22 protein-coding genes are annotated in these 23805 nt (G+C 68.4%); 8 read left to right on the top strand and 14 right to left on the bottom strand.

Annotated features, from left to right (window positions below):
- Window positions 1-36 precede the first annotated feature (36 nt).
- The 9 genes from ACTVZP_RS09245 to secG all read right to left on the bottom strand — a co-directional run bounded on the left by ACTVZP_RS09245 (window position 37) and on the right by secG (window position 9251).
- Window positions 37-1374, bottom strand: a complete 1338-nt coding sequence (locus tag ACTVZP_RS09245; protein WP_443211855.1) for a glutamine synthetase family protein — start codon at window positions 1372-1374, stop codon at window positions 37-39.
- Between the two features lie 4 nt (window positions 1375-1378).
- Window positions 1379-2206, bottom strand: coding sequence for an ABC transporter permease (locus ACTVZP_RS09240; RefSeq protein WP_443211854.1), 828 nt, complete (start codon window positions 2204-2206; stop codon window positions 1379-1381).
- Window positions 2203-3084 carry an ABC transporter permease gene (locus tag ACTVZP_RS09235; protein WP_443211853.1) on the bottom strand — a complete coding sequence of 294 codons (882 nt, stop codon included), beginning with the start codon at window positions 3082-3084 and terminating at the stop codon, window positions 2203-2205. Before ACTVZP_RS09235 ends, ACTVZP_RS09240 begins: the two co-directional genes overlap by 4 nt.
- Before the next feature lie 35 nt (window positions 3085-3119).
- Window positions 3120-3845, bottom strand: a complete 726-nt coding sequence (locus ACTVZP_RS09230; protein ID WP_443211852.1) for a transporter substrate-binding domain-containing protein — start codon at window positions 3843-3845, stop codon at window positions 3120-3122.
- Between the two features lie 38 nt (window positions 3846-3883).
- Window positions 3884-4681, bottom strand: coding sequence for an ABC transporter ATP-binding protein (locus ACTVZP_RS09225; RefSeq protein ID WP_443211851.1), 798 nt, complete (start codon window positions 4679-4681; stop codon window positions 3884-3886).
- A 325-nt stretch (window positions 4682-5006) separates the two neighbouring features.
- A complete protein-coding gene (locus tag ACTVZP_RS09220; protein WP_443211934.1) occupies window positions 5007-5444 on the bottom strand; it encodes a TerB family tellurite resistance protein in 438 nt (145 codons plus the stop codon).
- A gap of 277 nt (window positions 5445-5721) precedes the next feature.
- A complete protein-coding gene (locus tag ACTVZP_RS09215) occupies window positions 5722-6504 on the bottom strand; it encodes a 23S rRNA (adenine(2030)-N(6))-methyltransferase RlmJ (protein WP_443211850.1) in 783 nt (260 codons plus the stop codon).
- Window positions 6505-6773: 269 nt separating this feature from the next.
- Entirely contained in the window at window positions 6774-8417 is a 1644-nt protein-coding gene (locus ACTVZP_RS09210) for a CTP synthase (RefSeq protein ID WP_443211849.1), read from the bottom strand.
- Between the two features lie 162 nt (window positions 8418-8579).
- Window positions 8580-9251 carry a preprotein translocase subunit SecG gene (secG, locus tag ACTVZP_RS09205; RefSeq protein ID WP_443211848.1) on the bottom strand — a complete coding sequence of 224 codons (672 nt, stop codon included), beginning with the start codon at window positions 9249-9251 and terminating at the stop codon, window positions 8580-8582.
- A gap of 449 nt (window positions 9252-9700) precedes the next feature.
- Between secG and ACTVZP_RS09200 the strand changes: the two genes are divergently transcribed.
- Together ACTVZP_RS09200 and ACTVZP_RS09195 are read left to right on the top strand one after the other, a co-directional pair.
- Complete coding sequence (locus ACTVZP_RS09200) at window positions 9701-10993, top strand: adenylosuccinate synthase (RefSeq protein WP_443211847.1); 1293 nt, start codon at window positions 9701-9703, stop codon at window positions 10991-10993.
- A gap of 61 nt (window positions 10994-11054) precedes the next feature.
- On the top strand, window positions 11055-11321 hold the full coding sequence (locus tag ACTVZP_RS09195; RefSeq protein ID WP_443211846.1) for a DUF2842 domain-containing protein: 267 nt from the start codon (window positions 11055-11057) through the stop codon (window positions 11319-11321).
- A gap of 159 nt (window positions 11322-11480) precedes the next feature.
- Here ACTVZP_RS09195 and ACTVZP_RS09190 read toward each other — a convergent pair whose 3' ends face one another.
- Window positions 11481-13100, bottom strand: coding sequence for a hypothetical protein (locus ACTVZP_RS09190; protein WP_443211845.1), 1620 nt, complete (start codon window positions 13098-13100; stop codon window positions 11481-11483).
- Window positions 13101-13254: 154 nt separating this feature from the next.
- Between ACTVZP_RS09190 and ACTVZP_RS09185 the strand changes: the two genes are divergently transcribed.
- Window positions 13255-13953, top strand: a complete 699-nt coding sequence (locus tag ACTVZP_RS09185; RefSeq protein WP_443211844.1) for a thiamine diphosphokinase — start codon at window positions 13255-13257, stop codon at window positions 13951-13953.
- Here ACTVZP_RS09185 and ACTVZP_RS09180 read toward each other — a convergent pair.
- From ACTVZP_RS09180 to ACTVZP_RS09170, 3 genes are all read right to left on the bottom strand, one after another.
- Complete coding sequence (locus tag ACTVZP_RS09180; RefSeq protein ID WP_443211843.1) at window positions 13895-14818, bottom strand: DMT family transporter; 924 nt, start codon at window positions 14816-14818, stop codon at window positions 13895-13897. The genes ACTVZP_RS09185 and ACTVZP_RS09180 overlap by 59 nt on opposite strands.
- A gap of 201 nt (window positions 14819-15019) precedes the next feature.
- Window positions 15020-16399 (bottom strand): L-serine ammonia-lyase, encoded by a 1380-nt coding sequence (locus ACTVZP_RS09175; protein WP_443211842.1) that lies wholly within the window; start codon window positions 16397-16399, stop codon window positions 15020-15022.
- A gap of 238 nt (window positions 16400-16637) precedes the next feature.
- Window positions 16638-16805, bottom strand: coding sequence for a hypothetical protein (locus ACTVZP_RS09170; RefSeq protein WP_443211841.1), 168 nt, complete (start codon window positions 16803-16805; stop codon window positions 16638-16640).
- A gap of 184 nt (window positions 16806-16989) precedes the next feature.
- Between ACTVZP_RS09170 and rpiA the strand changes: the two genes are divergently transcribed.
- The 5 genes from rpiA to ACTVZP_RS09145 all read left to right on the top strand — a co-directional run bounded on the left by rpiA (window position 16990) and on the right by ACTVZP_RS09145 (window position 23038).
- Complete coding sequence (rpiA, locus tag ACTVZP_RS09165) at window positions 16990-17778, top strand: ribose-5-phosphate isomerase RpiA (RefSeq protein WP_443211840.1); 789 nt, start codon at window positions 16990-16992, stop codon at window positions 17776-17778.
- Window positions 17779-17780: 2 nt separating this feature from the next.
- Window positions 17781-19139 (top strand): glutathione-disulfide reductase, encoded by a 1359-nt coding sequence (gor, locus tag ACTVZP_RS09160; protein WP_443211839.1) that lies wholly within the window; start codon window positions 17781-17783, stop codon window positions 19137-19139.
- Between the two features lie 56 nt (window positions 19140-19195).
- Window positions 19196-20377: an FtsH protease activity modulator HflK gene (gene hflK, locus ACTVZP_RS09155; RefSeq protein WP_443211838.1), complete on the top strand. Its 1182-nt coding sequence runs from the start codon at window positions 19196-19198 to the stop codon at window positions 20375-20377.
- Window positions 20377-21405, top strand: coding sequence for a protease modulator HflC (hflC, locus tag ACTVZP_RS09150; protein WP_443211837.1), 1029 nt, complete (start codon window positions 20377-20379; stop codon window positions 21403-21405). Before hflK ends, hflC begins: the two co-directional genes overlap by 1 nt.
- Before the next feature lie 151 nt (window positions 21406-21556).
- Window positions 21557-23038 (top strand): DegQ family serine endoprotease, encoded by a 1482-nt coding sequence (locus ACTVZP_RS09145; RefSeq protein WP_443211836.1) that lies wholly within the window; start codon window positions 21557-21559, stop codon window positions 23036-23038.
- A 260-nt stretch (window positions 23039-23298) separates the two neighbouring features.
- Here the strand turns inward: ACTVZP_RS09145 and ACTVZP_RS09140 are convergent, their stop codons facing one another.
- Complete coding sequence (locus ACTVZP_RS09140) at window positions 23299-23787, bottom strand: peptidoglycan-binding domain-containing protein (RefSeq protein ID WP_443211835.1); 489 nt, start codon at window positions 23785-23787, stop codon at window positions 23299-23301.
- Between the last annotated feature and the right edge of the window lie 18 nt (window positions 23788-23805).

Below are 23805 nucleotides of genomic sequence, written 5' to 3'. Positions count from 1 at the left end.
GGAGAGTAACCCCGGCCCGGGGCAGGCGGCAAGGGCTCACACTGTGTCGAGGTAGAGCTCGACCTGTTCCTCGGGCGAAAGCTCGGCCAAGTAATGCAATTCCTGCCGCTTCGTCAGCACATAGTTCCGGATCAGCTCGCGCGGAAGGATCCTCGGCATGATCGCGGAATTCTCGAAGGCCTGGATCGCGGCCTCCCATGTCGCGGGGATCTGGGGCAGATCCTCCAGCGCATAGGCATTGCCCATGATGGCCTGCGGAGGCTCCTCCTGATCCTCGATGCCGGTGAGGGCCGCCCCGAGGATGGTGGCCACCAGCAGATAGGGGTTCACGTCGCCGCCCGCAACGCGGTGCTCGATGCGCCGCCCGGCCGGGTTGCCCGCAGGGATCCGGATAGCCGTGGTCCGGTTCTCGTAGCCCCAGGAGATCGCGGTCGGGGCATGCATCTCCGGCACGAGTCGCTCGAAACTGTTGGCATGCGGCGCGAAGACGAGGGTCGAGTCGTGCATGGCGCCGAGGCATCCCGCCACCGCATGCCGCATCATCGCGGTGCCCGTCGGGCCCCCGTTGTCGAAGACGTTGCGACCCTGCGCGTCGAGCACCGAGAAGTGCATGTGCAGACCCGAGCCCGAATATTCCGGATAGGGCTTCGCCATGAAGCTTGCGGCGAAGCCGTGGCGGCGGGCGAGGCCCTTGACCAGCAGCTTGAAGAACCACGCGTCGTCGGCGGCGCGCAGCGCATCGTCGCAATGCATCAGGTTCACCTCGAACTGGCCGAGGCCGGTCTCGGAGGTGGCGGTGTCGGCGGGGATGTCCATCTCCTCGCAGGCGTCGTAGAGGTCCGTGAAGAAGGTGTCGAAGGCATCGAGCGCCCGGATGGACAGCGCCTCGGCGGCCTTGCGGCGCTTGCCCGAGCGCGGAGACGGGGGCACCTGCAGCGTCTTGCCGCTGTCGTCGATCAGGAAGAATTCAAGCTCCACCGCCACGACCGGCGTCAGGCCCCGCGCCTTGTAGCGGTCGAGCACCGCACGCAGGGCGTGGCGCGGGTCGCCCTCGTAGGGGCGGCCATCCTCGCGGAACATCCAGATCGGCAGCAGCGCCGTCGGCGCCTCGAGCCAGGGCATCGGCATGAAGCCGCGCTCGGTCGGGCGCAGGATGCCGTCGGCGTCGCCCTGCTCGAAGACGAGCGGGCTGTCGTCGATGTCCTCGCCCCAGATGTCGAGATTCAGCACCGAGAAGGGAAAGCGCGTCCCGTCCTTGACCACCTTGTCGGCGAAGCGGGCGGGGATGCGCTTGCCGCGCGCCTGCCCGTTGAGGTCCGCGGCCGCGACGCGGATCGTGCGGACCTGGGGGTGCTTTCTCAGCCAGTCTTTCATCAAGTCACCTGACGATCTGCGGCCTGACCCTGAGACGCGGCCGGCGGGCCTGCGGAACGTGGCGGTTCAGCCTCTGGTTCATCAGTCCGAAGAGCCAGATCACGAGGAGAGTGAGGCAGATGAAATAGAAGGCCACGATAGGGTAAGGCACGAAGGGGTTGAAGGTCTTGTCGGCAAAATAGTTCGCATAGTAGAGCGCGTCGCCGCGCTGCTGGAAGGCAGGAAAACCCGAGAAGAAGACGAGCGTCGTCGCGTGGAAGAGGAAGATCGCCTCGTTGGTATAGGCAGGCCAGGCGAGGCGCAGCATCGTCGGCCACTGGATGCGGCGGAACTTCTTCCACCCCGAGAGGCCGTAGGCGTCGGCGGCCTCGAGGTCACCCTTCGGGATCGCCATCAGCGCGCCGTAGAAGATCTCGGCCGAATAGGCGGCGGTGTTGAGGAACAGCACGATCAGCGCGCCCGCCCAGGCCCGCGTCAGCCACGAGGTCTCGACCGTCAGTCCGAGCACGTCGATCCCGGCGCGCGGCAGCATCACCAGCGCCTCGTAGGCGAGGAAGAACTGGATGAAGAGGGGCGAGCCCCGGAAGACGAAGATGAACCATTCCGCGGGCTTGCGCAGCCAGGGCGAGGGGGCGGCCTTGGCCACGGCGAGGGCGTTGGCAAGGAAGAAGCCCGCCGCCAGCGCCAGCACGCCGAAGTAGATGTTCCAGATCATGCCCGAGCCGATCAGCGTGAACTGCTGGCAGAGCGTGAAGTCCGAGCGCGGCAGGAGCCGCTCGCCGAAGCCCAGCGAGCGCAGTCCATAGCCGGCAATCGTGTCCATGCAGCTCATGCCGCGGCCTTTCGCTGTGCCTCGCCCGCGGCGGTTGCCTGGCCGAAGGTGAGCCTGCGGGTGAGCCGGCCGAGGACGATCTCGGAGAGCCGGGTCATGCCGAGGTAGAAGACGAGCAGTCCCAGGAAATACCACAGCCGCCAGTCGGGGTGCGGATAGGAGAAGAGCGAGGTCTTCGTGCCGCCAAGCTCGCGTGCCCAGTAGACGATGTCCTGCACGCCCAGCAGGAACAGGAGCGGCGTGGCCTTGATGAGGATCATCCAGAGATTCGAGAGGCCGGGCAGGGCAAAGACCCACATCTGCGGCACGAGGATGCGGCGGAAGACCTGGCCCTGGCTCATGCCGTAGCTCTCGGCCGTCTCGAGTTGCGCGCGGGGCACCGCGTTCATCGCGCCCGTCAGGACGTTGGACACGAAGGCTCCGAAGACGATGGCGAAGGTCACGACAGCGAGGCAGAAGCCGTAGACCTGGTGCCAGATCTGCGGCGCGTTGCCGGGCGGCACCTTTGCGGCGGGGCAGACCCGGAATTCGAGCCCGTTGCGGATCGGCTCGGTCCACTCGGGACAGCGAAGCTGGTGTGTGACCCATTCGATGCCCTGATCGAGCGCGATCACGAAGAAGAGGAAGAAGACGATGTCCGGGACGCCGCGCACCATCGCGGTATAGGTGCGGCCGAGGAGCGAGAGCGGCCAGACATGCGACCGGGCCGCGACCGCCCCCGCGAAGCCGAACGCGAGCGCCGTCGGCGCCGTGACGGCCAGCAGGACGAGCACGGTGACGAAGGACCAGTAGAAGGAGATATGCGACCCCGACGTGAGGTAGCACATGAGCCAGTTCAGGCCCTCGAGGCTCTTCGGATCGGCGCAGCTTGCGAACATGGGGGCTGGGGCCCCGCAGGGCCCCCTCCTTTCGATCAGAAGGTCGCGGCTTCGTCGCCGAACCACTTCTTGATCATGGCGTTGATCGTGCCGTCGTCCTTCATGGACTGGATCGCCGCGTTGAATTTTTCCTTCATCTCGGTGTCGGACTTGCGCAGGCCCATGCCCACGCCGCCGCCGAGCGGCACGTCCTCGCCTACGAAGGTGAACTCGCCGTTCGATTCCGTCACGAAGGGCACGAGGAAATCCTTGTCGGCGAAGACCGCATCGGCCTCGCCGTTGCGCACCGCGGCGACGGTCTCTTCGCCGGTGGCGAATTCGAGCAGCGTCGCGCCGCTTTCGGCCACATGGCCTGCCTGGATCGTGCCGGTCTGCGCCGCCACCACGCCGCCCTCGATGTCGGCATCGGGCGACATCGCGGCATAGGCCGAGGCTGCCGGCGGGATGTAGTTCTGCGTGAAGTCGATCACCTGCTCGCGCTCTTCGGTGATGCTCATGCCGGCCATGATCGTGTCATAGTTGCCCGACTGCAGGTTCGGAATAATGCTGTCCCAGTCGTTCTTCACCCAGGTGCAGGTGAGCTCGGCGCGCTTGCAGAGCTCGTCGCCCAGTTCCCGCTCGTAGCCGTCGACCTCGCCCTTGTCGTTGATGAAGTTGTAGGGAGGGTAGGCGCCCTCGGTGCCCATGCGGACGGTGTCCTGCGCGGCGGCCGCACCCGCGGCAAGCGCCACGAGCGCGGTGGTCAGGATCAGCTTCTTCATCGGTATCTCCCGGTCAGTTTGTTGCTTGTTGTGGATCGTCAGGCGGTCGCGGACAGGAACTGGCGCAACCGCTCGGTCTGCGGCGCGCCGAAGAGCCGGTCGGGCGGCCCCTCCTCCTCGATCCTGCCCTGATGGAGGAAGATCACATGGTCCGACACGTCGGCGGCCATCCGCATGTCGTGGGTCACGAGGAGCATGGTGCGCCCCTCTTCGGCGAGCGCCTTGATGACGCGCACCACCTCCTGCTCGAGCTCGGGGTCCAGCGCCGAGGTGGGTTCGTCGAACAGAAGCGCGCGCGGCTCCATGCAGAGCGCCCGTGCGATGGCCGCACGCTGCTGCTGGCCGCCCGAGAGTTGGGCGGGGTAGGCGTCGCACTTGTCCCCGATGCCGACCTTGGCGAGATAGCCTCGCGCGGCCACCTCGACCTCGGCGCGCGGGCGGCCCAGCACCGTGACCGGCGCCTCCATGACGTTCTGCAGGATCGTCATGTGGGACCACAGGTTGAACTGCTGGAACACCATCGAGAGATTGGTGCGGATGCGGATGACCTGCGCCTTGTCGGAGGGATGCCGGGCCAGGCCCGTGCCGCGCCAGCGCACCGTTTCGCCCTCGAAGAGGATCTCGCCCTCCTGGCTGTCCTCGAGCAGGTTCGCGCAGCGCAGCAGCGTGGACTTGCCCGAGCCGGACGACCCGATCAGCGAGACCACGTGGCCCCGGGGGGCCAGCATGTCCACGCCCTTGAGAACTTCGAGACTGCCGTAGCTCTTGTGCAGGTTGCGGATCTCGATGACCGGAACGGGGCGCGAGGGGTCTGGATCTCGGGTCTGGGCGGTCACGTCAGCTCGCGGATTGTCACTTTGACGGCGAGTAGGACGCAAATCCCGCAGCAAGGCAAGGCGCATTCGCTGCGACGTCACGGCCACGAGCCCAAAGGAAAGGCATCTCGCGCCGGTTCGCCTGCAGATGCGGCAATGCGACCGTTTACGGGACGGGCGCGAAGATGCCGCCTGCAACCCCCGGCAGACAAGCGACGCGCGCAAGATGCTCGAACCGTTTGCAATCGGTGCCGCCGGGGAGCAGGGCGGCGGGTTCACGGGAACGACCGGAGTCCGTCAGGCCCGCGACGCAGGCAGATGTGCGCGTCGCGCTCGGCTGCGGCCGTCAGCCACGTTCCGCGTGCTGCCGGGCGATGGCGCTTTCCTGGTCCGTGAGGCCGAGGAGGTTCGCCACGAGCCGAAGCACCTGGTCCTCGCCGTCGTCACGCTCGCCATCGGCCAGCGCCACCGCCCAGAGCGCCTGCATCAGGGCGAAGCGGTCCTCTACCGGCACCGCATCCTTCAGTGCCCGGGTGAAGCGGACGGTATCGGGCGCTTCCGCCTCGAAGGCTTCGGCCTCGCGGCGCAGGCGCAGCGCGTCCTCGGCGGTGAGGCCGCGCCGGTTGGCGAGCACCCGGTCGATGCGGGCAATCTCCGTCTCGTCGTAAGTGCCGTCGGCGCGTGCGACGCGGACGAGAAGCGCCGCCAGCGCCAGATCGGCATCGGGCTCGGGCAGACGGTCGGGGGCGGGCGCCGTCAGGCGGCGGAGGAGGCTTTCGAACATGGGCAGGATATAGAGCGGCCTCGGCTGGCTGCCAAGCGCCCGGCGGCAAGGCCGCGGCTTCACGTTCCCTCGCGGGCATTCGCCGCGGTCATCCGCGGCCAGAGGATCGCCCCGTTCCGCGCCAATCGGCAATCCCCGCGACCGCCCCCCCAAAAGGTCCGTCATCGGTCTGGCAGACGCGATCTCGGGCCGCGCCCCGCTCGATCTCCCTGGGGAGGCCCCCGACGGATCCGGGGTCACGCCCGTCTGGGCGAAGCGGACCATTCGCCGCCACCGCTCATCCGGTCAGACCGGCAAAGAGAGAGGTGAGGCGGGCGGCCTCCTCCTCCGTCCCCCAGGGCGGGTTCACGACGAACATGCCCGAGCCCACGAGACCGTGCCCCTCTCGGGCAGGGGGAAAGCGGACCTCGTGCGCCAGTGCTTCGGGGAAGCGCGTCCGCAGGGATGTCACCATCTGCCGGTGCAGTCCCGCCGGCAGGATCGGATACCAGAGCGCGATCGTCCCAACGTTCCACTTCCGCGCCAGCGCGGCCATGTGCTTCGGGATCGCCTCGTAATCGGCCTTCACCTCGAAGCTCGGGTCGATCAGCATGAAGCCGCGCCGTGGGACGGGCGGCGTCAGCGCGAGCGCCGCGCGAAAGCCGTCGTCCTGCCGCACATGGGCACCCCAGGGCTCCATGACCTTCGCGAGGGCGCGGTGCTCCTGCGGATGCAGCTCGGCCAGGTGCATCACGTCGCCGTCGCGCAGGAAGCCCGCGGCAAGCAGAGGCGAGCCCGGATAGGCGTCCGGCCCGAAGAGGGCACGTTCCTCGCGCAGGCGCCGCCGGTAGGGATGATCCGCGGGCAGGCGCTCCTCGAGGAGCGCGATCCCCTGCGCGGCCTCGCCGGTCTTGACCGCCTCGGCGGAGGCGAGATCGTAGAGACCCCGGCCGGCATGGGTCTCGATATAGGTGAGCGGCTTGTCCTTCCTCACCATGTAGTCGAGCATCGCACAGAGGAGCGCGTGCTTGTGCACGTCGGCGAGGTTTCCCGCGTGAAAGATGTGCTGGTAGGAGAGCATCAGGGCCTCCTTCGGCCGGCGGCGCGCCTCGGGCCGACCGCGCTGCCGCCCAGTGGGTGCCGGTCGTCCCGGCCTGCCGGTTGTCGGCCCTGCGCCCGGACAAGGCGGGACGGCGGCGGGACGAGCCGCGCTCCCGGCCCGGGATGCCGGTCGATCGTCGGCTTGCAGATCGGCGGCTCGGTCATGTGATGGTCCTCGCACGAGGCGGGCGGTCGTGGTCGCAGACCGCCCGGCCGATAAGTGATCCGTCTGATCGGCAGCCGCCGCCCTCAGACCAGCCGCGACACCTCGACCGCCGCGCGCACGAAATCGGCGAAGAGCGGGTGGGGCGCGAAGGGCTTCGACTTGAGTTCCGGGTGAAACTGGACGCCGATGAACCACGGATGGTCCTTGATCTCGACGATCTCGGGCAGGCGCCCATCCGGGCTCATGCCCGAGAAGCAGAGGCCGCAGCCCTCCAGCGCCTCGCGGTAGCGCACGTCCACCTCGTAGCGGTGGCGGTGGCGTTCCTCGATCTCGGTCGCGTGGTAGATCTCGGACACGCGCGAGCCCGCCGCCAGCGCCGCGGTATAGGCGCCGAGCCGCATGGTGCCGCCCTTGTCGTCGTCGTGCTTGCGCTCGACGATGTGGTTGCCCTGGATCCACTCCTTGAGGTGATAGACGACCGGCGTGAAGCGTTTCCTGCCGACCTCGTGGTCGAATTCCTCGCTGCCCGCGTCCTTCACATGCGCAAGGTTGCGTGCCGCCTCGATCACCGCCATCTGCATGCCGAGGCAGATGCCGAGATAGGGAATGCCCTTCTCGCGCGCGTATTGCGCCGCGCGGATCTTGCCTTCCGTGCCGCGTTCGCCGAAGCCGCCGGGCACGAGGATGGCGTGGAAGCCCTCAAGGAAGGGGCCCGGATCCTCGCGCTCGAACAGCTCGGCGTTGATCCATTCCGCCCGCACCCGCGTCCGGTTCGCCATCCCGCCGTGGGTCAGCGCTTCGGCAATGGATTTGTAGGCGTCCTCGAGCTGGGTGTATTTCCCGACGATGGCCACGCGGACCTCGCCCTCGGCATTCTCGAGCCGGTCCATCACATCGACCCAGCGGTCGAGGTTCGGCTTCGGCGCCGGCGAGATCCCGAAGGCGTCGAGCACCGCCTGATCGAAGCCTTCGCGGTGATAGGCGAGCGGCGCCTCGTAGATGGTCTTGAGGTCGTAGGCCGCAATCACGGCCTCCTTCCGCACGTTGCAGAAGAGCGCGATCTTCTCGCGCTCCTTCTCGGGGATCGGATGTTCCGAGCGCAGCAGCAGCACGTCCGGCGCGATACCGATCGAGCGGAGCTCCTTGACCGAATGCTGCGTGGGCTTGGTCTTCAACTCGCCCGAGGCGGCAATCCAGGGCAGCAGCGTCAGGTGGACGAAGATGCACTGGCCGCGCGGCTTTTCCTGCGCGAACTGGCGGATCGCCTCGAAGAAGGGCAGGCCCTCGATGTCGCCGACCGTGCCGCCGATCTCGCAGAGCATGAAATCGACCTCATCCTCGCCGACGCGGAGGAAGTCCTTGATCTCGTTGGTGACGTGCGGAATCACCTGGATCGTCTTGCCGAGGTAGTCTCCGCGACGCTCCTTCTCGAGCACGTTGGAATAGATCCGCCCGGACGAGACCGAGTCCGTCTTGCGGGCCGAGACGCCGGTGAAGCGCTCGTAATGGCCGAGGTCGAGGTCGGTCTCGGCGCCGTCGTCGGTCACGAAGACCTCGCCGTGCTCGAAAGGCGACATCGTGCCGGGATCGACGTTGAGATAGGGGTCGAGCTTTCTCAGCCTGACCGAAAAGCCCCGCGCCTGAAGCAGCGCGCCGAGCGCGGCCGAGGCGAGGCCCTTGCCGAGGGAAGACACCACCCCGCCGGTGATGAAGACGTAGCGTGCCATGCGGTGGGATCTCCCGTGACTGTCGGTTCAAGGTGGCGTGATCCGCTTGTCCGAATCCCACCATCACGGGAGTCGTGATATAGCGTATCGGCAAAGAGTTCGCAACTGCCGACAGCTAGATGCTGTCGTCAGATTGTCATGCGCCTCAAAGGGTTGTGGATATCAGTTCGCCGGAGCGGGCGCAGGAGCAGCTGGCGCCTCATCGGTCGCCGGAGGTTCCGCAGCGGCGGGCGCATCGGCAGCGTCCTCTGCCGCCGCCTCCGGAGCGGGCGCCACGTTGGTGTCAGCCTCCGGTGCGGCCGGGCTTGCGGCTTCCGGTGCCGGCGTCGCCGGGTCTTCCGCTTCCGTCGCCTCGGGGAGAGCCGCATCCTCGGCTTCCGGCGCCGTCTGCTCCGCAGGCGCGTTCTCCTCGACGGCGGGCGCGGGTGCCGCCGGAGCCGCTTCCGGCGCAGGCGCTTCGGCCGCAGGCGCCGGAGGCTCGTCCGACCGCGGCGGCGTCAGCGGCGCGTTGGCCGGTGCCGGGGGCAGCAGATCGTTGCCCAGCGGAGCCTCGGGCGTGGCCGGAGCCTCCTGCCGCTGCGTGCCGCCGAACTGGTCGATCACTGAAGAACTGTGAGAGTTCTGTGCGGCGAAGATGGTCAGCGCGATCGAGGTGCCGATGAAGGCGATCGCGAAGATCCAGGTCAGCCGCGTCATGGCATTCGCGGCCTGGCGGCCGGTCATTGCGCCGCCGCCGCCCATTCCCAGCCCGCCACCCTCGGACCGCTGCAACAGCACGACGCCGATGAGCAGAAGCGCGAGAATGAGATGGACGATCAGAACGACATTTTGCATGCGGACGGGGCCTTCAGAAGCTGACGCGCCTATCTAGGCCCATGCGCCCGTCGCCGCAAGCCCCGTGAGGCCGCAGCTCCGGAGCCCGCCCCGGCGGGCCTTCCACTGCCGTCCGCGTCCGGGGGCCGATCAGCCGGCGGATCCTCGGCGCACACGTAAGGCTGCAGCCAGAACATGCCCCGAGGCGGCCGATGCGCATCTCCACCGGATCGTCCGCGGACCGCTCCGCCCGGGGCGTTCGCGTGCCGCAACCGGAAGCCTGGACCTGCGGCGGGACGGACCTCTCGTCGCATGCTTCGGCGATCGACAGGACGGAGTGCACTTCCTCCTATGGAGCGTCGCAGGAACGCCCGCTCGCGGCGGAGTGGCCCGAGAGGCAATTTGCGGTTCCGTCCCGCCCGGTGGAGGGATATAGAGCGCGGGTCTTTTTTCATCAGCAAGGAACGGACATGGCCAACGTCGTCGTCGTGGGCGCCCAGTGGGGCGACGAAGGGAAGGGCAAGATCGTCGACTGGCTCTCTGAGCGGGCCGACGTGATCGCGCGCTTCCAGGGCGGGCACAACGCGGGTCATACGCTGGTGATCGACGGCAAGGTCTACAAGCTGTCGCTGCTGCCCTCCGGGATCGTCCGCCCCGGCAAGCTGTCCGTGATCGGCAACGGTGTCGTTCTCGATCCGTGGCATCTGGTCGAGGAGATCGCCAAGCTGCGCGCGGAAGGTGTCGAGATCACGACCGAGAACCTCATGATCGCCGAAAACGCGGTCCTGATCCTGCCGCTTCACGGCGAACTCGACCGGGCGCGCGAGTCGCAGAATTCTGTGGCGAAGATCGGCACCACCGGCCGCGGGATCGGTCCGGCCTACGAGGACAAGGTGGGCCGGCGCGCGATCCGCGTGGCCGACCTCGGGGACGAGGCCACGCTCTGGCTGCGGGTCGACCGGCTGATGGTGCACCACGACGCGCTGCGTCGCGGCCTCGGCATCGAGCCTGTCGACCGCGAGGCACTGCTGGCCCAACTGCGCGAGATCGCCCCCCAGGTGCTGCCCTTTGCCCGGCCGGTCTGGAAGGTCATGAACGAGATGCGCAAGGCCGGCAAGCGCATCCTCTTCGAAGGCGCGCAGGGTGCGCTGCTCGACATCGACTTCGGCACCTACCCCTTCGTGACCTCGTCCAACGTGATCGCGGGGCAGGCGGCCACTGGCACCGGCATCGGGCCGGGCGCCATCGGCTTCGTCCTCGGCATCGTCAAGGCCTACACGACGCGTGTGGGCGAGGGACCGTTCCCGGCGGAACTGAAGGATGCCGACGGCGAGCGGCTGGGCGAGCGGGGCCGCGAGTTCGGCACCGTGACCGGGCGCAAGCGCCGCTGCGGCTGGTTCGACGCCGTCCTCGTTCGGCAGACCTGCGCGACCTCGGGCGTCTCGGGGATCGCGCTGACCAAGCTCGACGTGCTCGACGGATTCGAGACGCTGAAGATCTGCGTGGGCTACGAACTCGACGGCCAACGGCTCGACCACCTGCCGATCGCGGCCGACCAGCAGACCCGCTGCACGCCGATCTACGAGGAACTCGAAGGCTGGTCCGAGAGCACGGCAGGCGCCCGCAGCTGGGCCGATCTGCCCGGCGCCGCGGTGAAATACGTCCGCCGCATCGAAGAGCTGATCCAGTGCCCGGTGGCGCTGCTCTCCACCTCGCCCGAGCGCGACGACACGATCCTCGTCACCGACCCGTTCGAGGACTGATCCACGCGGGCTGTCCCGGTGCCGGGACAGCCCTGTTCATCCCCGCGTCGCAGGAGGTTCCATGGCCCTGAGCTACAAGACACGCCGTCGCCTGTCGCTTCTGGTCCTCGTGGTGGGCATGCCGCTCTATATCGTGGCGGCGGTGACGCTGGTCGGCCTCTTCGACCGGCCGCCCTTCTGGCTGGAGCTGCTGATCTACGTGGCGCTTGGACTCGTCTGGATCCTGCCGCTGAAGCCGATCTTCATTGGCGTTGGCCAGGCGGATCCCGATGCGGGACCACGTCCGAAAGCCGGGCCCGAGGACCGGCCTCCCTCCGATCGCCCCTGACCGTTCGGACCCTTGCCGGGATGTCGCGGCCGGGCCTGCTCCTTCGCTCTGGCTCAAGTATCCCGGGGGTCCGGGGGCAGCGCCCCCCGGCCTTCCTGCCCATCCCGGCAGCCGGCGCGCCGCTGCCGGCCGGCCTCGTCTGGTCGGCCCGAGGGCGTATCAGCGGCCAAGACGCCGGGCCGCGCCGCGATAGGGCGACCGGTCGGTGAGAGCGAACTGACCGCGCCGCACCTTCTCGATCAGGCCCTCGCGCAGGAGGGCGCCAAAGCTGCGCAGCGTCGCCTCGCGCCCGGCATCGCCCTCGAACTCGACGCTCGCGACCGAGCGCATGAGATGTGGTCGGCTCACATGCGGCCGTTTCTCGACGACCTCTGCATAGGCGGCCGCGGCCTGGATCAGGCCCGGCAAGTCCCTCACCCCGATCCGGCGGGCGAAATCGGCGAAATCGGCCGTGTCGAGCGGCGAGAGATCCTCATCCTCGTCCTCCTCGACCAGCAGATCCTCCCATGCCGCCCGGGGCGATCGGCCGTCCGGCTCGGGGCCATCCGCGGTCCGGCTTGCAGGCGAGGAGATATCGAAATCCGGATCGTCTTCCCCGGCCAGCGGATCCTGCCCCGCATCGACCCGCTGATCGCTTGCGAGCACCAGAGGTTCGGCCTGACGATCCTCGACCTCGGCGCCCGAAGAGGGGTGCACGACGCGGGCGAGGTCGTCGCGATAGGCGTCGAGACGGCTTCCCTCGCCCTCGGAGGGCAATCCGCCCGACATGCGCTCGGCCACGGTGGCGGCAACGGCCGCCTTCAGATGCGACAGCGCGGAGATGCGCCGCCGGCTTTCGGGCGCGCGCATCTCGTTCCTCGTCTTGTCGAGGATCCTTTCGACCGCATCCTCTCCCGTCGCCTCGGCCAGCTGCCGGCCCGCCGCATGGCGGTGGCCCTCGGGGGCGAGGTCGCGCTCGATCCGGGCGAGTTCCTTCAGAAGGCGCGGATCGGGTTCCGTCCGGATCCGGACGACCCGGGCACGGGCGCGTTCGAGCGTCCGGGCGCGCTCCTCGGCGTCCTCCTGTTCCTGCTGAGCCTTTGCGGCGGCGATGAACGCGCGCAGGGCGGCGTCCCCTTCTCCGGCCTGCGGAGGTGCAGGGTCGCCCGGTGTTCCGGCAGGCAGAAGATCAGGCGCCTCGAGCCGCAGCGGCAGGCCGGGCTGCCCGGCAGAAGCATCGACTGCGACCTGCGGATGCCTCCCGGAGGTATCCCTTGCGGAACCTTCGGGGACGGTCGGGTGCAGCGCGAGGGGGGCTTCCGCATCGCCACGCCTTTCCACCGGAGCGGCCGTATTGCCCTCGACCGCGTGCGGTTCCCCGGGCGTGGCGGCGGCTGCCTGCGGACCGGGCGAGGGACGATCCTCCCCAACGTCGCGCGGCCGGGCGGAGGAGGCTGGCCCTGACATGGCATGAGGTGTCGGTGAAGGCGGTTGCGGTCTCGGATGACGCGCCTCGTCCATCGCCGACCGGAGCCGGAGGAGCCGTGCCGAGAGGCTGTCGGGTTCCGCCGCGGCGGCCTTCTCGACACGCAGCACGACTCCGGCGGGCGTCGCCTCCGCCTCGACCTTGCCCTCGCTGTCCCGCGCCGCAAGCTCTTGAAGCGCGGCTGGATCGGGCTCTCCTTCCGTCTCGGAGAGGTGGCGGAAATAGTCGGCGATCGTCTTCATGGTGGTGAAGGGGTCGTCGAATCCCTCGAGACGGCAGGAAAAGCTGCCGTAGCTCACAGTGAGGATCTTCATTCCCCCGCTCATCGAACGTGCGCGCTCCCTTGAGTCTCTGGATTTCGGGGCAGCCCCTCGCGCTGCCAAATGACGATAGGACTTGGGTGATTTGAAGGATTGATTATGGCTCCGGGCGGGCATAACTCCACAACCCCTAACATACAGTATCGTAATGACGCAGCCCATTGTTAAATCGACGGAAGGTGTCACGCTCGTGGCCGGAGGGCCGGTCACGCGGCGCGATCTGGCGCTTTCGCTGGCGCGGGCGCCGCATCTCGTGGCGGCGGACAGTGGCGCCGACAGTGCGCTGCGACTCGGGCGGGTGCCGGAGGCCGTGATCGGAGACATGGATTCGCTGTCGGAGCACGGCCGCGAGTCGCTCGGCGCACGCGTGCATCACCTTCCCGAGCAGGAGACGACCGACTTCGACAAGTGCCTCCGCAACATCGAGGCGCCCTTCGTGCTGGCGCTGGGCGTCGCCGGTGCGCGGATCGACCACGGGCTTGCGGTGATGAACGTGCTGGTGCGGCGGAAGGAGCCGGTCTGTCTTCTCGTCGGGCCGCAGGACGTGCTCTTCCACGCGCCGCCCGACCTCCGCCTGCGGCTGGGCGTGGGCGACCGGCTGTCGCTCTTCCCGCTGGCCCCCGTGAGGGGCGAGAGCCGGGGGCTGCGCTGGCCGATCGACGGCATCGACTTTGCGCCCGACGGGCGCATCGGCACCTCGAACGCCGTGTCGGAGAGCGAGGTGCGGCTCTCCTTCGACCGCCCGGGGATGCTGGTGATCCTGCCGAGGACGCGCCTCGACGCGGCCCTCAGGGCGCTGGTGCCGGCGTGGGCAGGACGCGCGCCGCGATCCGCTCGCGGTGGATGATGTAGAGGCCCGAGGCCGAGATCACGCCGATCCCCGCCCAGGTGAGCGGGTTCGGGAAGTCGCCGAAGACCAGGTAGCCGAGCGTCACCGCGGCCACGATCTCGAGATAGTGGAGCGGCGCCAGCGTGGCCGAGGGGGCGAACTTCAGCGCATAGGTCATGCAGATGTGGCTGGCGGAGGCCCAGAACCCGACGCCGACGAGAAAGGCCCATGCATGTCCCTCGGGCCGGACGGGATCGAGCGATGGAATGGCCGCAAGCTCGCCCAGTGCGAGGACCGGCACCATCACGAGGACGCCGGCGAGGGCCGTATGAAGCTGCATCGTCACCGGATGCATGGCCCGCGACATCTGCCGCGTGACGAGCATGTAGAAGGCGAAGAACACCGCCGTGCCGAGCGGCCAGAACGCGACCGGCCCGAAGGCCGCAAGCGACGGCTGGATCACGAGCAGCGCCCCTCCGAAGCCCACGATGCTTGCGGCGATCCGGCGCGGCCCCACCTCGTCGCCGAAGAGGACATGGCCGAGCATGAGCAGGATGAACGGTTCGACGAAGGCGATGGCGAGCGCGTCCGCAATCGGCATGACCGTCACCGCGGCCACGAAGCTGTAGGTCGAGAGGATGAGGAAGACCGCCCGCAGCAGGACGAAGCCTGCCATCCGCCGGCTCATCCGCCAGCCGGTGCGCATCAGTGCGACCACCGGCAGCATGAGCACGGCCTGCACGAGGAAACGCGCGCCGGTGATCTGCCCTACCGGAATGGTCGCCGAGGCGAGCTTGGCGCAGACGTCGAGCAGCGGCGCGAGGACGCAGAAGGCGATCATCAGCGCCACGCCGGGAAGGATGCGGTCAGACGAGGCGGTCATGGCGATCGCGTAGCGCGGAGGAGGACGCGCGTCCAGTGGCGGGCGCTGTCTCAGGTCCCGCGGGGTGTCGGAACCGGACGAACTGGCAGGAGGCCGGGCAGATCGGATCCGCAATCCGGCGCACCAGTTGATCTTCGCAGGCGCGAGGGGGCATCTTGATCTGCTTCTTTCCTGGCGGGCGTCGCGCCGTGTGCGCGGCCCTCAGCAGTTCGGCACGTTGACGGCAAGGCCGCCGAGCGACGTCTCCTTGTATTTCTCGTTCATGTCGCGGCCGGTCTGGCGCATCGTCTCGATGCAGACGTCGAGGCTGACCAGATGCTCGCCGTCGCCACGCATGGCGAGGCTTGCAGCCGAAACCGCCTTGATCGCGCCGAGCCCGTTCCGCTCGATGCAGGGCACCTGCACGAGGCCGCGGACCGGGTCGCAGGTCATGCCGAGGTGATGTTCCAGCGCGATCTCGGCCGCATTCTCGACCTGCGCGGGCGAGCCTCCGAGGACGGCGGCGAGGCCGGCTGCGGCCATCGCGGCGGCGGACCCGACCTCGGCCTGACAACCGCATTCCGCGCCCGAGATCGAGGCGTTGTGCTTGACGAGACCGCCGACCGCCGAGGCTGTGAGCAGGAAGTCCGGCAATTTCGACGGGCTCGCGCCGGGCACATGGTCGAGCCAGTAGCGGATCACCGCCGGCACCACGCCCGCAGCGCCGTTCGTGGGCGCCGTGACCACCTGCCCGCCGGCCGCGTTCTCCTCGTTCACGGCCATCGCATAGAGACTCATCCAGTCGTTGATCGTATGCGGAGCGGTCATGTTCAGGCCGCGTTCGGCCAGCAGCGCTTCGCGGATGCCCTTCGCACGACGCCGGACGTGCAGGCCGCCCGGCAGGGTGCCGCCGGTGGCCATGCCGCGCTCGATGCAGTCGTCCATGACCTGCCAGATCCGCCGGAGGCCGCGGTCGAGGTCCGATGCGCTGCGGAAGGCGAGTTCGTTGGCGCGCTTCATCGCGGCGATGGACAGGCCCGAGGCCTCGGCCATGCCGAGCATCTGCTCGGCGCTCTCGAAGGGGAAGGGCACGGCCGGTCCGGGGGCGGGACGGTCGGACTTCGCATCGGCCAGCTCCGTCTCGGTCAGCACGAAGCCGCCGCCCACGGAATAGTAGACCTCGGAGAGCAGCACGTCGCCCTGGGCGTCGGTCGCCTCGATCCGCATGCCATTGGCATGGCCGGGCAGGGCCTGGCCATAGTCGAAGACGAGATCCTTCTCGGGGTCGAAGCGCAGCCGGCCGAGTCCCGGAGCCTCGATGCGCCGGTCGGCCCGGATCGATGCCAGCGCCTGCTCCGCTCGCTCGGCGTCGTAGCTGCCCGGCTCGAAGCCGGCGAGGCCGAGGATCGTCGCGCGGTCGGTCGCATGGCCGACGCCGGTGAAGGCGAGGCTGCCGTGAAGCGAGGCCCGCAGGCCGTGTGCGTGGAAGGGGCTGGACCGAAGGCGGTCGAGGAAGCGCCCGGCCGCCACCATCGGCCCCATCGTGTGCGACGAGGACGGGCCCACACCGACCTTGAAGATGTCGAAGACGGACAGGAACATGGATGGACCTCGGGCAGGGGCGCTGCTTCCTAGATAGGTGCGACAGGCTGCCGCGGAACAGGCTGAAAGCGACGTCGTGCCGCAATTCGCGCCATGCTCGCGGATCGGGCGGACGTCGCGACCGTTCAGGAGGCCTTGTGACAGGCGTCCCGACGTCGTGACTGGCGCGACGACGGCGCCTGCAGGGACGACTTTCGGTACGCATCGGCGCGGATTCAGCGAGACCCGTCGCTCGGCCTCAGTTCTCGCGCGGGTCGCGTCCGCCGCAGGCCAGGGGACCCTCGCCGCGCAGCGAATCCACGATCGCCTGACAGGCAGCTTCGCAGAGGATGGCGTCGGAGAAATCGGGGCCGGTGCGGCGGTCGGGGCGCAGCAGGGACGGGCCGGTCTGGCTGGAAGCATTCATGGCTGAGGATCCCGCAACAAGGTCTGGTTGAAAAGGGAAACGTGAAAATGTGCGTTCAGGATGCATCGAATTTCGATTTTTTTCAAGTGTTGCATGCGATCCCCGATGCGGACTCCCGCAGCTTTCCCCTCGCATGGCATGCGCTTCGTCCCTATAACCGGGTGGCGACCACCGGAGACAGAGGATGCCCGCAGAACTTTCCCCCATCGATACCGCCAAGTTCACGGCAGCCCGCCGCGCCGTGGACTTCGTGCAGGACGGCATGAAGCTGGGTCTCGGCACCGGCTCGACGGCGGCGTGGATGGTGCGATGCCTGGCCGAGCGCGTCCGTGAGGAGGGGCTGCGCGTGCAGGGCGTGCCGACCTCGACGCGCACCGCCGAACTCGCCCGCGACCTCGGCATCCCGGTCGTGACGCTCGACGAGGCGAAGTGGCTCGACCTCACCATTGACGGTGCCGACGAGTTCGACGCGGACTTCAACCTGATCAAGGGCGGCGGCGCGGCGCTCCTGCAGGAGAAGATCGTGGCGACCGCCTCGGACCGGATGATCGTGATCGCCGATGCCGCGAAGGAGGTCGCGCAGCTCGGGGCCTTCCCGCTGCCGGTGGAGGTCATTCCCTTCGGCTGGCAGAGCACGAAGCTCCTGATCGAGGAGACGCTGGTGGGCATGGACGTCCTTGACCGGCAGGTGACGCTGCGCATGTCGGGCGATGCGCCGCTGCTCACCGACGAAAGGAACTACATCCTCGACCTGCACCTCAAGCGCATCGGCGAGCCGCGCCAGCTTGCCATGACGCTGAACCAGATCGCCGGCGTGGTCGAGAACGGGCTCTTCATCGACATTTGCGACATGGTGGTGGTGGGTCATGGCGACGGCCGCGTCACGGTCCGCGACCTGCAGGCGGGGCTGGCCGAGGACGGCCGGGTGAACCTTGACGACGCCCGCAACATCTTCGCCGACCTGGGAGAGTGACCTTGGCCTTCGACTACGACCTGTTCGTCATCGGCGGCGGTTCCGGTGGCGTGCGCGCCGCCCGCATCGCCTCGTCGGAAGGGAGCGCGAAGGTCGCACTCGCCGAGGAGAGCCGGATGGGCGGCACCTGCGTGATCCGTGGATGCGTGCCGAAGAAGCTGATGGTCTTCGCCTCGGGCTATCCGGACGCGGTCGAGGATGCCCGTGCCTATGGCTGGGAGGCGTCTATCGGCGGCTTTGACTGGCCGCGGTTCCGCGGAAACCTCGATCGCGAGCTCGACCGGCTCGAGGCAGCCTACCGCTCGGGCCTGACCTCTGCCGGGGTCGAGATCTTCGACGAGCGCGCGACGGTGGCCGACGCGCATACGGTGGCACTGGCCTCGGGCCGCAAGGTGACGGCCAGGCACATCCTGATCGCCACCGGCGGCCGGCCCTTCGTTCCGGACTTCCCGGGCTGCGAGCTGGCCATGACCTCGGACGACGTCTTCAAGCTCGAGAGCCTGCCGAAGTCGATCCTCGTGGTGGGCGGCGGCTACATCGCCAGCGAGTTCGCCTGCATCCTGCACGGGCTCGGGGTCGAGGTCTGCCAGTTCTACCGCGGCGCGCAGATCCTGCGTGGCTTCGACGACGAGGCGCGCGGCCATGTGGCCTCTGCCATGATCGACCGCGGCATCCACATCAAATGCGGAACCGACGTGATCCGGCTCGAGAAGACCGACACCGGCGTCCGCGCGGTGACCACCGACGGATCCGACCGCGAGTTCGGTGCCGTGCTCTATGCCACCGGACGGCGGCCGAACACGGCGGGGCTCGGCCTCGAGGCGCTGGGTATCGACCTTGGCCGTCAGGGTCAGATCCCGGTGGACGACTGGAGCCAGACCTCGGTGCCCTCGATCTATGCGGTGGGCGATGTGACCGACCGGATCAACCTCACGCCCGTCGCGATCCGCGAGGGCCATGCCTTTGCCGACACGATCTTCAAGGGAGAGCCGCGCACGGCGGATCACGAGCTCGTGGCTTCGGCCGTCTTTACCCAGCCCGAACTCGGCTCGGTCGGGCTCAGCGAAGAGGCCGCGCGCGAGCAGGAACCCATCGAGGTCTATGCGGCGGCCTTCCGGCCGATGCAGTCGCTCTTTGCCGGCAGGCCCGACCGCGTGCTGATGAAACTGATCGTGAGCCAGTCCAGCCGGAAGGTTCTGGGCTGTCACATCGTCGCTCCGAATGCGGGCGAGATGATCCAGCTGGCCGCCATCGCGGTGAAGATGGGGGCCACGAAGGAGGACTTCGACCGGACGGTCGCGGTCCATCCGACGATGGCAGAGGAACTCGTGACCCTGCGCAAACCGGTCCGCACGGCTTGAATTTGCTTTTCGGATGACCAGTTAAGGCGGCAGGCAAGGAAAAGGGAAAGGGTTATATGTCCAACGGAGGACCTTGGGGCGGAGGCGGAGGAGATCGCGGCGACAGGGACGGGCGTGACGGCCGTGGCGGGCGGCGTCCCGGCGGCGGTGACGGGTCCCAGATCCCCGAGATCGACGAGATCGTGAAGAAGGGCCAGGAGCAGCTTCGCGTTCTCATGGGCGGCAGGGGCCGTCCGAACGGCGGACGCGGCGGCGGAGGAGGGAACGGCGGCAATCCGATGGGGCCGCTCTTTACCCGGCAGGGGCTTGCCCTTGGCGCACTTGCGATCGCGGGCCTGTGGGCCTTCATGTCCTTCTACACCGTGCGTCCCGAGGAGCGCTCTGTCGAGCTCTTCCTGGGCGAGTTCAACGCGATCGGCGATCCCGGCCTCAACTTCGCGCCCTGGCCCTTCGTGACGGCCGAGGTGGTGCAGGTGACCGGCGAACGGACCACCGACATCGGCACCGGCCGCGGCGGCGACACCGACAACGGGCTGATGCTGACGCGAGACCAGAACATCGTGGATATCGAGTTCCAGGTGGTCTGGAATATCTCGGATCCGGCGCAATTCCTGTTCAACCTCGCCGATCCCTCGGACACGATCCGTGCGGTCTCGGAAGCGGCCATGCGCGACATCATCGCCCGGTCCGAGCTCTCGCCGATCCTCAACCGCGACCGCGGCATCATCGCCTCGGATCTGCTTGCGGCGGTGCAGACCACGCTCGACAGCTATCAGGCCGGCATCAATGTCGTCCGCGTCAACTTCGACAAGGCCGACCCGCCGCAGGAAGTCATCGACAGCTTCCGCGAAGTGCAGGCCGCCCAGCAGGAGCGCGACCGTCTCGAGAAGGAAGCCGACGCCTATGCCAACCGCGTGACGGCGGCGGCCCGCGGCGAGGCCGCGCGACTGACCGAACAGGCCGAAGGCTACCGCGCCGAGGTCGTGAACAACGCCCAGGGTGAAGCGAGCCGGTTCATCTCGATCTACGATGAATATGTGAAGGCGCCCGACGTCACCCGTCGCCGCCTGTATCTCGAGACGATGGAGAAGGTGCTCGGTTCGATGGACAAGGTGATCCTCGACGGGGTGAACGGTCAGGGCGGATCGGGCGTGGTGCCCTACCTGCCGCTGAACGAACTGGGCCGGAACCAGACCGCTCCGCGCGACGGATCGGCGACGACCGGGGAGGTCAACTGATGAACCGCAGTTCTCTCATCCTTCCCGTCCTCGCGATCCTCGTGGCGGTGGGCTTCTCGTCGATCTTCATCGTGGACGAGCGGGAAAAGGCGCTCGTCCTTCAGTTCGGCCAGGTCAAGGCGGTGAAGGAAGAGCCGGGCATCGGCTTCAAGATCCCGCTGATCCAGGAGGTCGTGCGCTACGACGACCGCATCCTCGGCCTGCCCACGCAGCCGATCGAGGTGACGCCGCTGGACGACCGCCGCCTTGTGGTCGATGCCTTCGCACGTTGGCGGATCGTGGATCTGGTCGAGTTCCGCGAGGCCGTGGGCGTCGGCGGGATCGACGCGGCGCAGACACGCCTTCAGCGCATCATGAGCCCCGCAATCCGCGAGGTCCTTGGTGGCGTGCCCTCGATCCGCGTCCTCTCCGAGGACCGGACGGTCCTGATGAACCAGATCCGCGACCTCGCGCGGCGGCAGGCGCAGGCCCTGGGGGTGGACGTCATCGACGTGCGCCTGACGCGGACCGACCTGCCCGAGCAGAACCTCGCCGCCACCTACGGCCGGATGAGGGCCGAGCGCGAGCGCGAGGCGGCGGACGAGATCGCACGAGGCAACGAGGCGGCGCAGCGCGTCCGCGCCGCAGCCGACCGGACCGTGGTCGAGGTCACCTCCGAGGCCCGGCGGCAGGCAGAGGTGATCCGAGGCGAAGCCGATGCGCAGCGCAACGGAATCTATGCCGATGCCTTCGGCCGGGATCCGGAGTTCTTCGCCTTCACCCGCTCGCTCACCTCCTACGAGCGCGCCCTTCAGGGCGGCGGCTCGTCTATCGTGATGCAGCCTGACAGCGAGTTCTTCCAGTATCTCCGCACCGACCAGGCGCCCGAAGGCGGGCCGCTCGGCAGCGCGCCGGCCTCTCTGGCGCCGGGGCCGGAGGCGGAGGGCGGCGGCGACGCGGAGGGCGAACAGACCGGACAGGCGCCAGAGGCGCCGTCCACCGGATCGGTGGCTTCGGCCCCCGGCGCACCCGCACCGGCAACCGAATGAGCGCTGCCTGCCGGCAGTCCACTGCCGGCAGAGCATCACATGCGCTTTACGGGTGAACGCGCCATTTGCATTGCGGCGCGTCTTGCCCGACTGTCGTCCCCGGGCGCCCACTCTGCAGGCGGGCGACCAGATATTTCGAAAGGAGTCGGGTGTGCAGTCTCACGCCATTTCCCTCGCCTGCCGGGCCGAACCGGTGCCCATTGCCGCTTGGCGCCTCTTTCTCGCGCTGATGCTGGGCATGGGGCTGGTGCTCGTGCAGGCCGTGTCGGGCCATGCGCAAGGCGCTCCGGCCAGCTTCGCCGGTCTCGCCGAGAAGATCAGCCCGGCCGTGGTGAACATCACCACCTCCACCGTGGTTGCCGCACCGACGCAGAACTCTCCGCTCGTGCCCGAGGGATCGCCGTTCGAGGACTTCTTCCGCGACTTCATGGACCCGCAGAACCGCAACGAGGGGCCGCGCCGGTCCGAGGCGCTGGGGTCGGGCTTCGTCATCTCCGAAGACGGCTACATCGTCACGAACAACCACGTCATCGAAGGCGCCGACGACATCCAGATCGAGTTCTTCTCGGGCAACAAGCTCGAGGCGAAGCTCGTGGGCACCGACCCCAAGACCGACATCGCGCTACTGAAGGTCGAGAGCGACAAGCCGCTTCCCTTCGTGAGCTTCGGCAATTCGGATCTCGCGCGCGTGGGCGACTGGGTGGTGGCGATGGGCAACCCGCTGGGGCAGGGCTTCTCCGTATCGGCGGGCATCGTCTCGGCCCGGAACCGGGCGCTGTCGGGGACCTATGACGACTACATCCAGACCGACGCTGCGATCAACCGCGGCAACTCGGGCGGGCCGCTGTTCAACATGGACGGTCAGGTGATCGGTGTGAACACCGCGATCCTGTCGCCCAATGGCGGCTCGATCGGCATCGGCTTCTCGATGGCCGCGAACGTGGTGGTCAAGGTCGTCCAGCAGCTGCGCGAATTCGGCGAGACGCGCCGCGGATGGCTCGGCGTGCGCATCCAGGACGTGACGCCCGACGTGGCCGAGGCGATGAGCCTGACCGAGTCCAAGGGCGCCTTGGTGACGGATGTTCCGGACGGTCCGGCGAAGGACGCGGGCATGCAGTCGGGCGATGTGATCGTGACCTTCGACGGCGCACCGGTCGCCGATACCCGCGATCTCGTGCGCCGTGTGGCCGATGCGCCGATCGGAGAGGCGGTTCGCGTGATCGTCATGCGCGAGGGCAAGACCCGCACGCTCTCGATCGTGCTGGGGCGCCGGGAAGAGGCCGAGGGCGAGGATGCGGTCGTTCCGGGCGACAGCGGCCCGGCCGAGCCCTCGACGGCGGATCTACTGGGCCTGACCGTGGCGCCGCTCACCGCCGAACAGGTGAACGAGTTCGGGCTCGCGCCCGGCACCGAGGGACTTGCCGTGACCCAAGTCGATCCGGCGTCCGAAGCCTATTCCAAGGGGCTTCGCGAGGGCGACGTGATCACCGAGGCCGGTCAGCAGAAGGTGGCGACGATCAAGGATCTCCAGGACCGGGTCGAGGAGGCACGGGAGGCCGGGCGGAAGTCGCTCCTCCTTCTCATCCGGCGTGGAGGGGATCCGCGCTTCGTGGCCCTCACGATTACCGAGTGACATCCTGGGGCTGCCGAAGGGTGGTCCTGCGGTGCTCTCGCGACCATTGCCCCGGCCGGCAGGCCGGGGCTTCTTATTTTGTGCTTCGGCGACGCCCCGAGATGCGAGGGCAGCCGGCTCCGCCAGAGGTCCGTCTGTCTGCCTCCCGAACCCTTTGCGCGCGTGCATGGAGGGACGGTCGCACCGCTACAGGGGCAAGACTGTCGCCTGAAGGGCGGGCGAAGATCCCGGGCGCCCTCTCCTGCGTCAGGACGCAGGCTTCAGCTGGCGGCTGTATCCTCGGGTGCGTCTTGGGTTTCGGGCTCGTCCGGGGCCGGCTGTGCTTCCTCGGCCGCTTCGGGCTCCGGCTCCGGCTGTGGATCTGGCAGGTCGATCTCGATCGGCACCAGTCCGAGGTATCGCGCGGCGTCGAGCGACAGGCGGTCGCTGTCGAGCCCAAGCGGTGCCTGCAGCTTGCGGATGCCGTCACGGGTTGACCTGTCCATCTCGCCCGTGATCTCGCCGGACCGGAAGCCGCGGACCTCCAGCGCCCGCTGAAGCGTGGCGATCCGGTCGGCGGTCATCTCCTCGGGGCAGGGCGCCCGGAACCACAGGTCCTTGTCGCTGGCCCAGCAGATGCCCGCCTCGGTTTCCGGCCGATCCGGGCGGAGGCCCAGCGAGAGATCCGGCATCCGCGGCGGATCCGGCATGGCGGGACCCTGGCAGGCGGGCAGCAGAACGAGCGAGAGGAGGAGGGGAAGGCGCGTCATCGGGTTTCCTGTCCGGCG

The sequence above is a fragment of the Rhodobacter sp. NSM genome, from assembly GCF_052244495.1.
GTDB lineage: Bacteria > Pseudomonadota > Alphaproteobacteria > Rhodobacterales > Rhodobacteraceae > Cereibacter_A.
Note: the sequence above shows the minus strand (reverse complement) of the source record. Positions and strands in the feature narration are given on the sequence as shown.

Coding starts and splice junctions, on each gene's coding strand:
- ACTVZP_RS09140 (WP_443211835.1), bottom strand. CDS start 23,787: ATGACGCGCCTTCCCCTCCTCCTCTCGCTCGTTCTGCTGCCCGCCTGC.
- ACTVZP_RS09210 (WP_443211849.1), bottom strand. CDS start 8,417: ATGGCACGCTACGTCTTCATCACCGGCGGGGTGGTGTCTTCCCTCGGC.
- ACTVZP_RS09200 (WP_443211847.1), top strand. CDS start 9,701: ATGGCCAACGTCGTCGTCGTGGGCGCCCAGTGGGGCGACGAAGGGAAG.
- ACTVZP_RS09195 (WP_443211846.1), top strand. CDS start 11,055: ATGGCCCTGAGCTACAAGACACGCCGTCGCCTGTCGCTTCTGGTCCTC.
- ACTVZP_RS09245 (WP_443211855.1), bottom strand. CDS start 1,374: ATGAAAGACTGGCTGAGAAAGCACCCCCAGGTCCGCACGATCCGCGTC.
- rpiA (WP_443211840.1), top strand. CDS start 16,990: ATGCCCGCAGAACTTTCCCCCATCGATACCGCCAAGTTCACGGCAGCC.
- hflC (WP_443211837.1), top strand. CDS start 20,377: ATGAACCGCAGTTCTCTCATCCTTCCCGTCCTCGCGATCCTCGTGGCG.
- ACTVZP_RS09230 (WP_443211852.1), bottom strand. CDS start 3,845: ATGAAGAAGCTGATCCTGACCACCGCGCTCGTGGCGCTTGCCGCGGGT.
- ACTVZP_RS09185 (WP_443211844.1), top strand. CDS start 13,255: ATGACGCAGCCCATTGTTAAATCGACGGAAGGTGTCACGCTCGTGGCC.
- ACTVZP_RS09240 (WP_443211854.1), bottom strand. CDS start 2,206: ATGAGCTGCATGGACACGATTGCCGGCTATGGACTGCGCTCGCTGGGC.
- secG (WP_443211848.1), bottom strand. CDS start 9,251: ATGCAAAATGTCGTTCTGATCGTCCATCTCATTCTCGCGCTTCTGCTC.
- ACTVZP_RS09180 (WP_443211843.1), bottom strand. CDS start 14,818: ATGACCGCCTCGTCTGACCGCATCCTTCCCGGCGTGGCGCTGATGATC.
- ACTVZP_RS09215 (WP_443211850.1), bottom strand. CDS start 6,504: ATGCTCTCCTACCAGCACATCTTTCACGCGGGAAACCTCGCCGACGTG.
- ACTVZP_RS09175 (WP_443211842.1), bottom strand. CDS start 16,399: ATGTTCCTGTCCGTCTTCGACATCTTCAAGGTCGGTGTGGGCCCGTCC.
- ACTVZP_RS09235 (WP_443211853.1), bottom strand. CDS start 3,084: ATGTTCGCAAGCTGCGCCGATCCGAAGAGCCTCGAGGGCCTGAACTGG.
- ACTVZP_RS09220 (WP_443211934.1), bottom strand. CDS start 5,444: ATGTTCGAAAGCCTCCTCCGCCGCCTGACGGCGCCCGCCCCCGACCGT.
- ACTVZP_RS09190 (WP_443211845.1), bottom strand. CDS start 13,100: ATGAAGATCCTCACTGTGAGCTACGGCAGCTTTTCCTGCCGTCTCGAG.
- ACTVZP_RS09170 (WP_443211841.1), bottom strand. CDS start 16,805: ATGAATGCTTCCAGCCAGACCGGCCCGTCCCTGCTGCGCCCCGACCGC.
- hflK (WP_443211838.1), top strand. CDS start 19,196: ATGTCCAACGGAGGACCTTGGGGCGGAGGCGGAGGAGATCGCGGCGAC.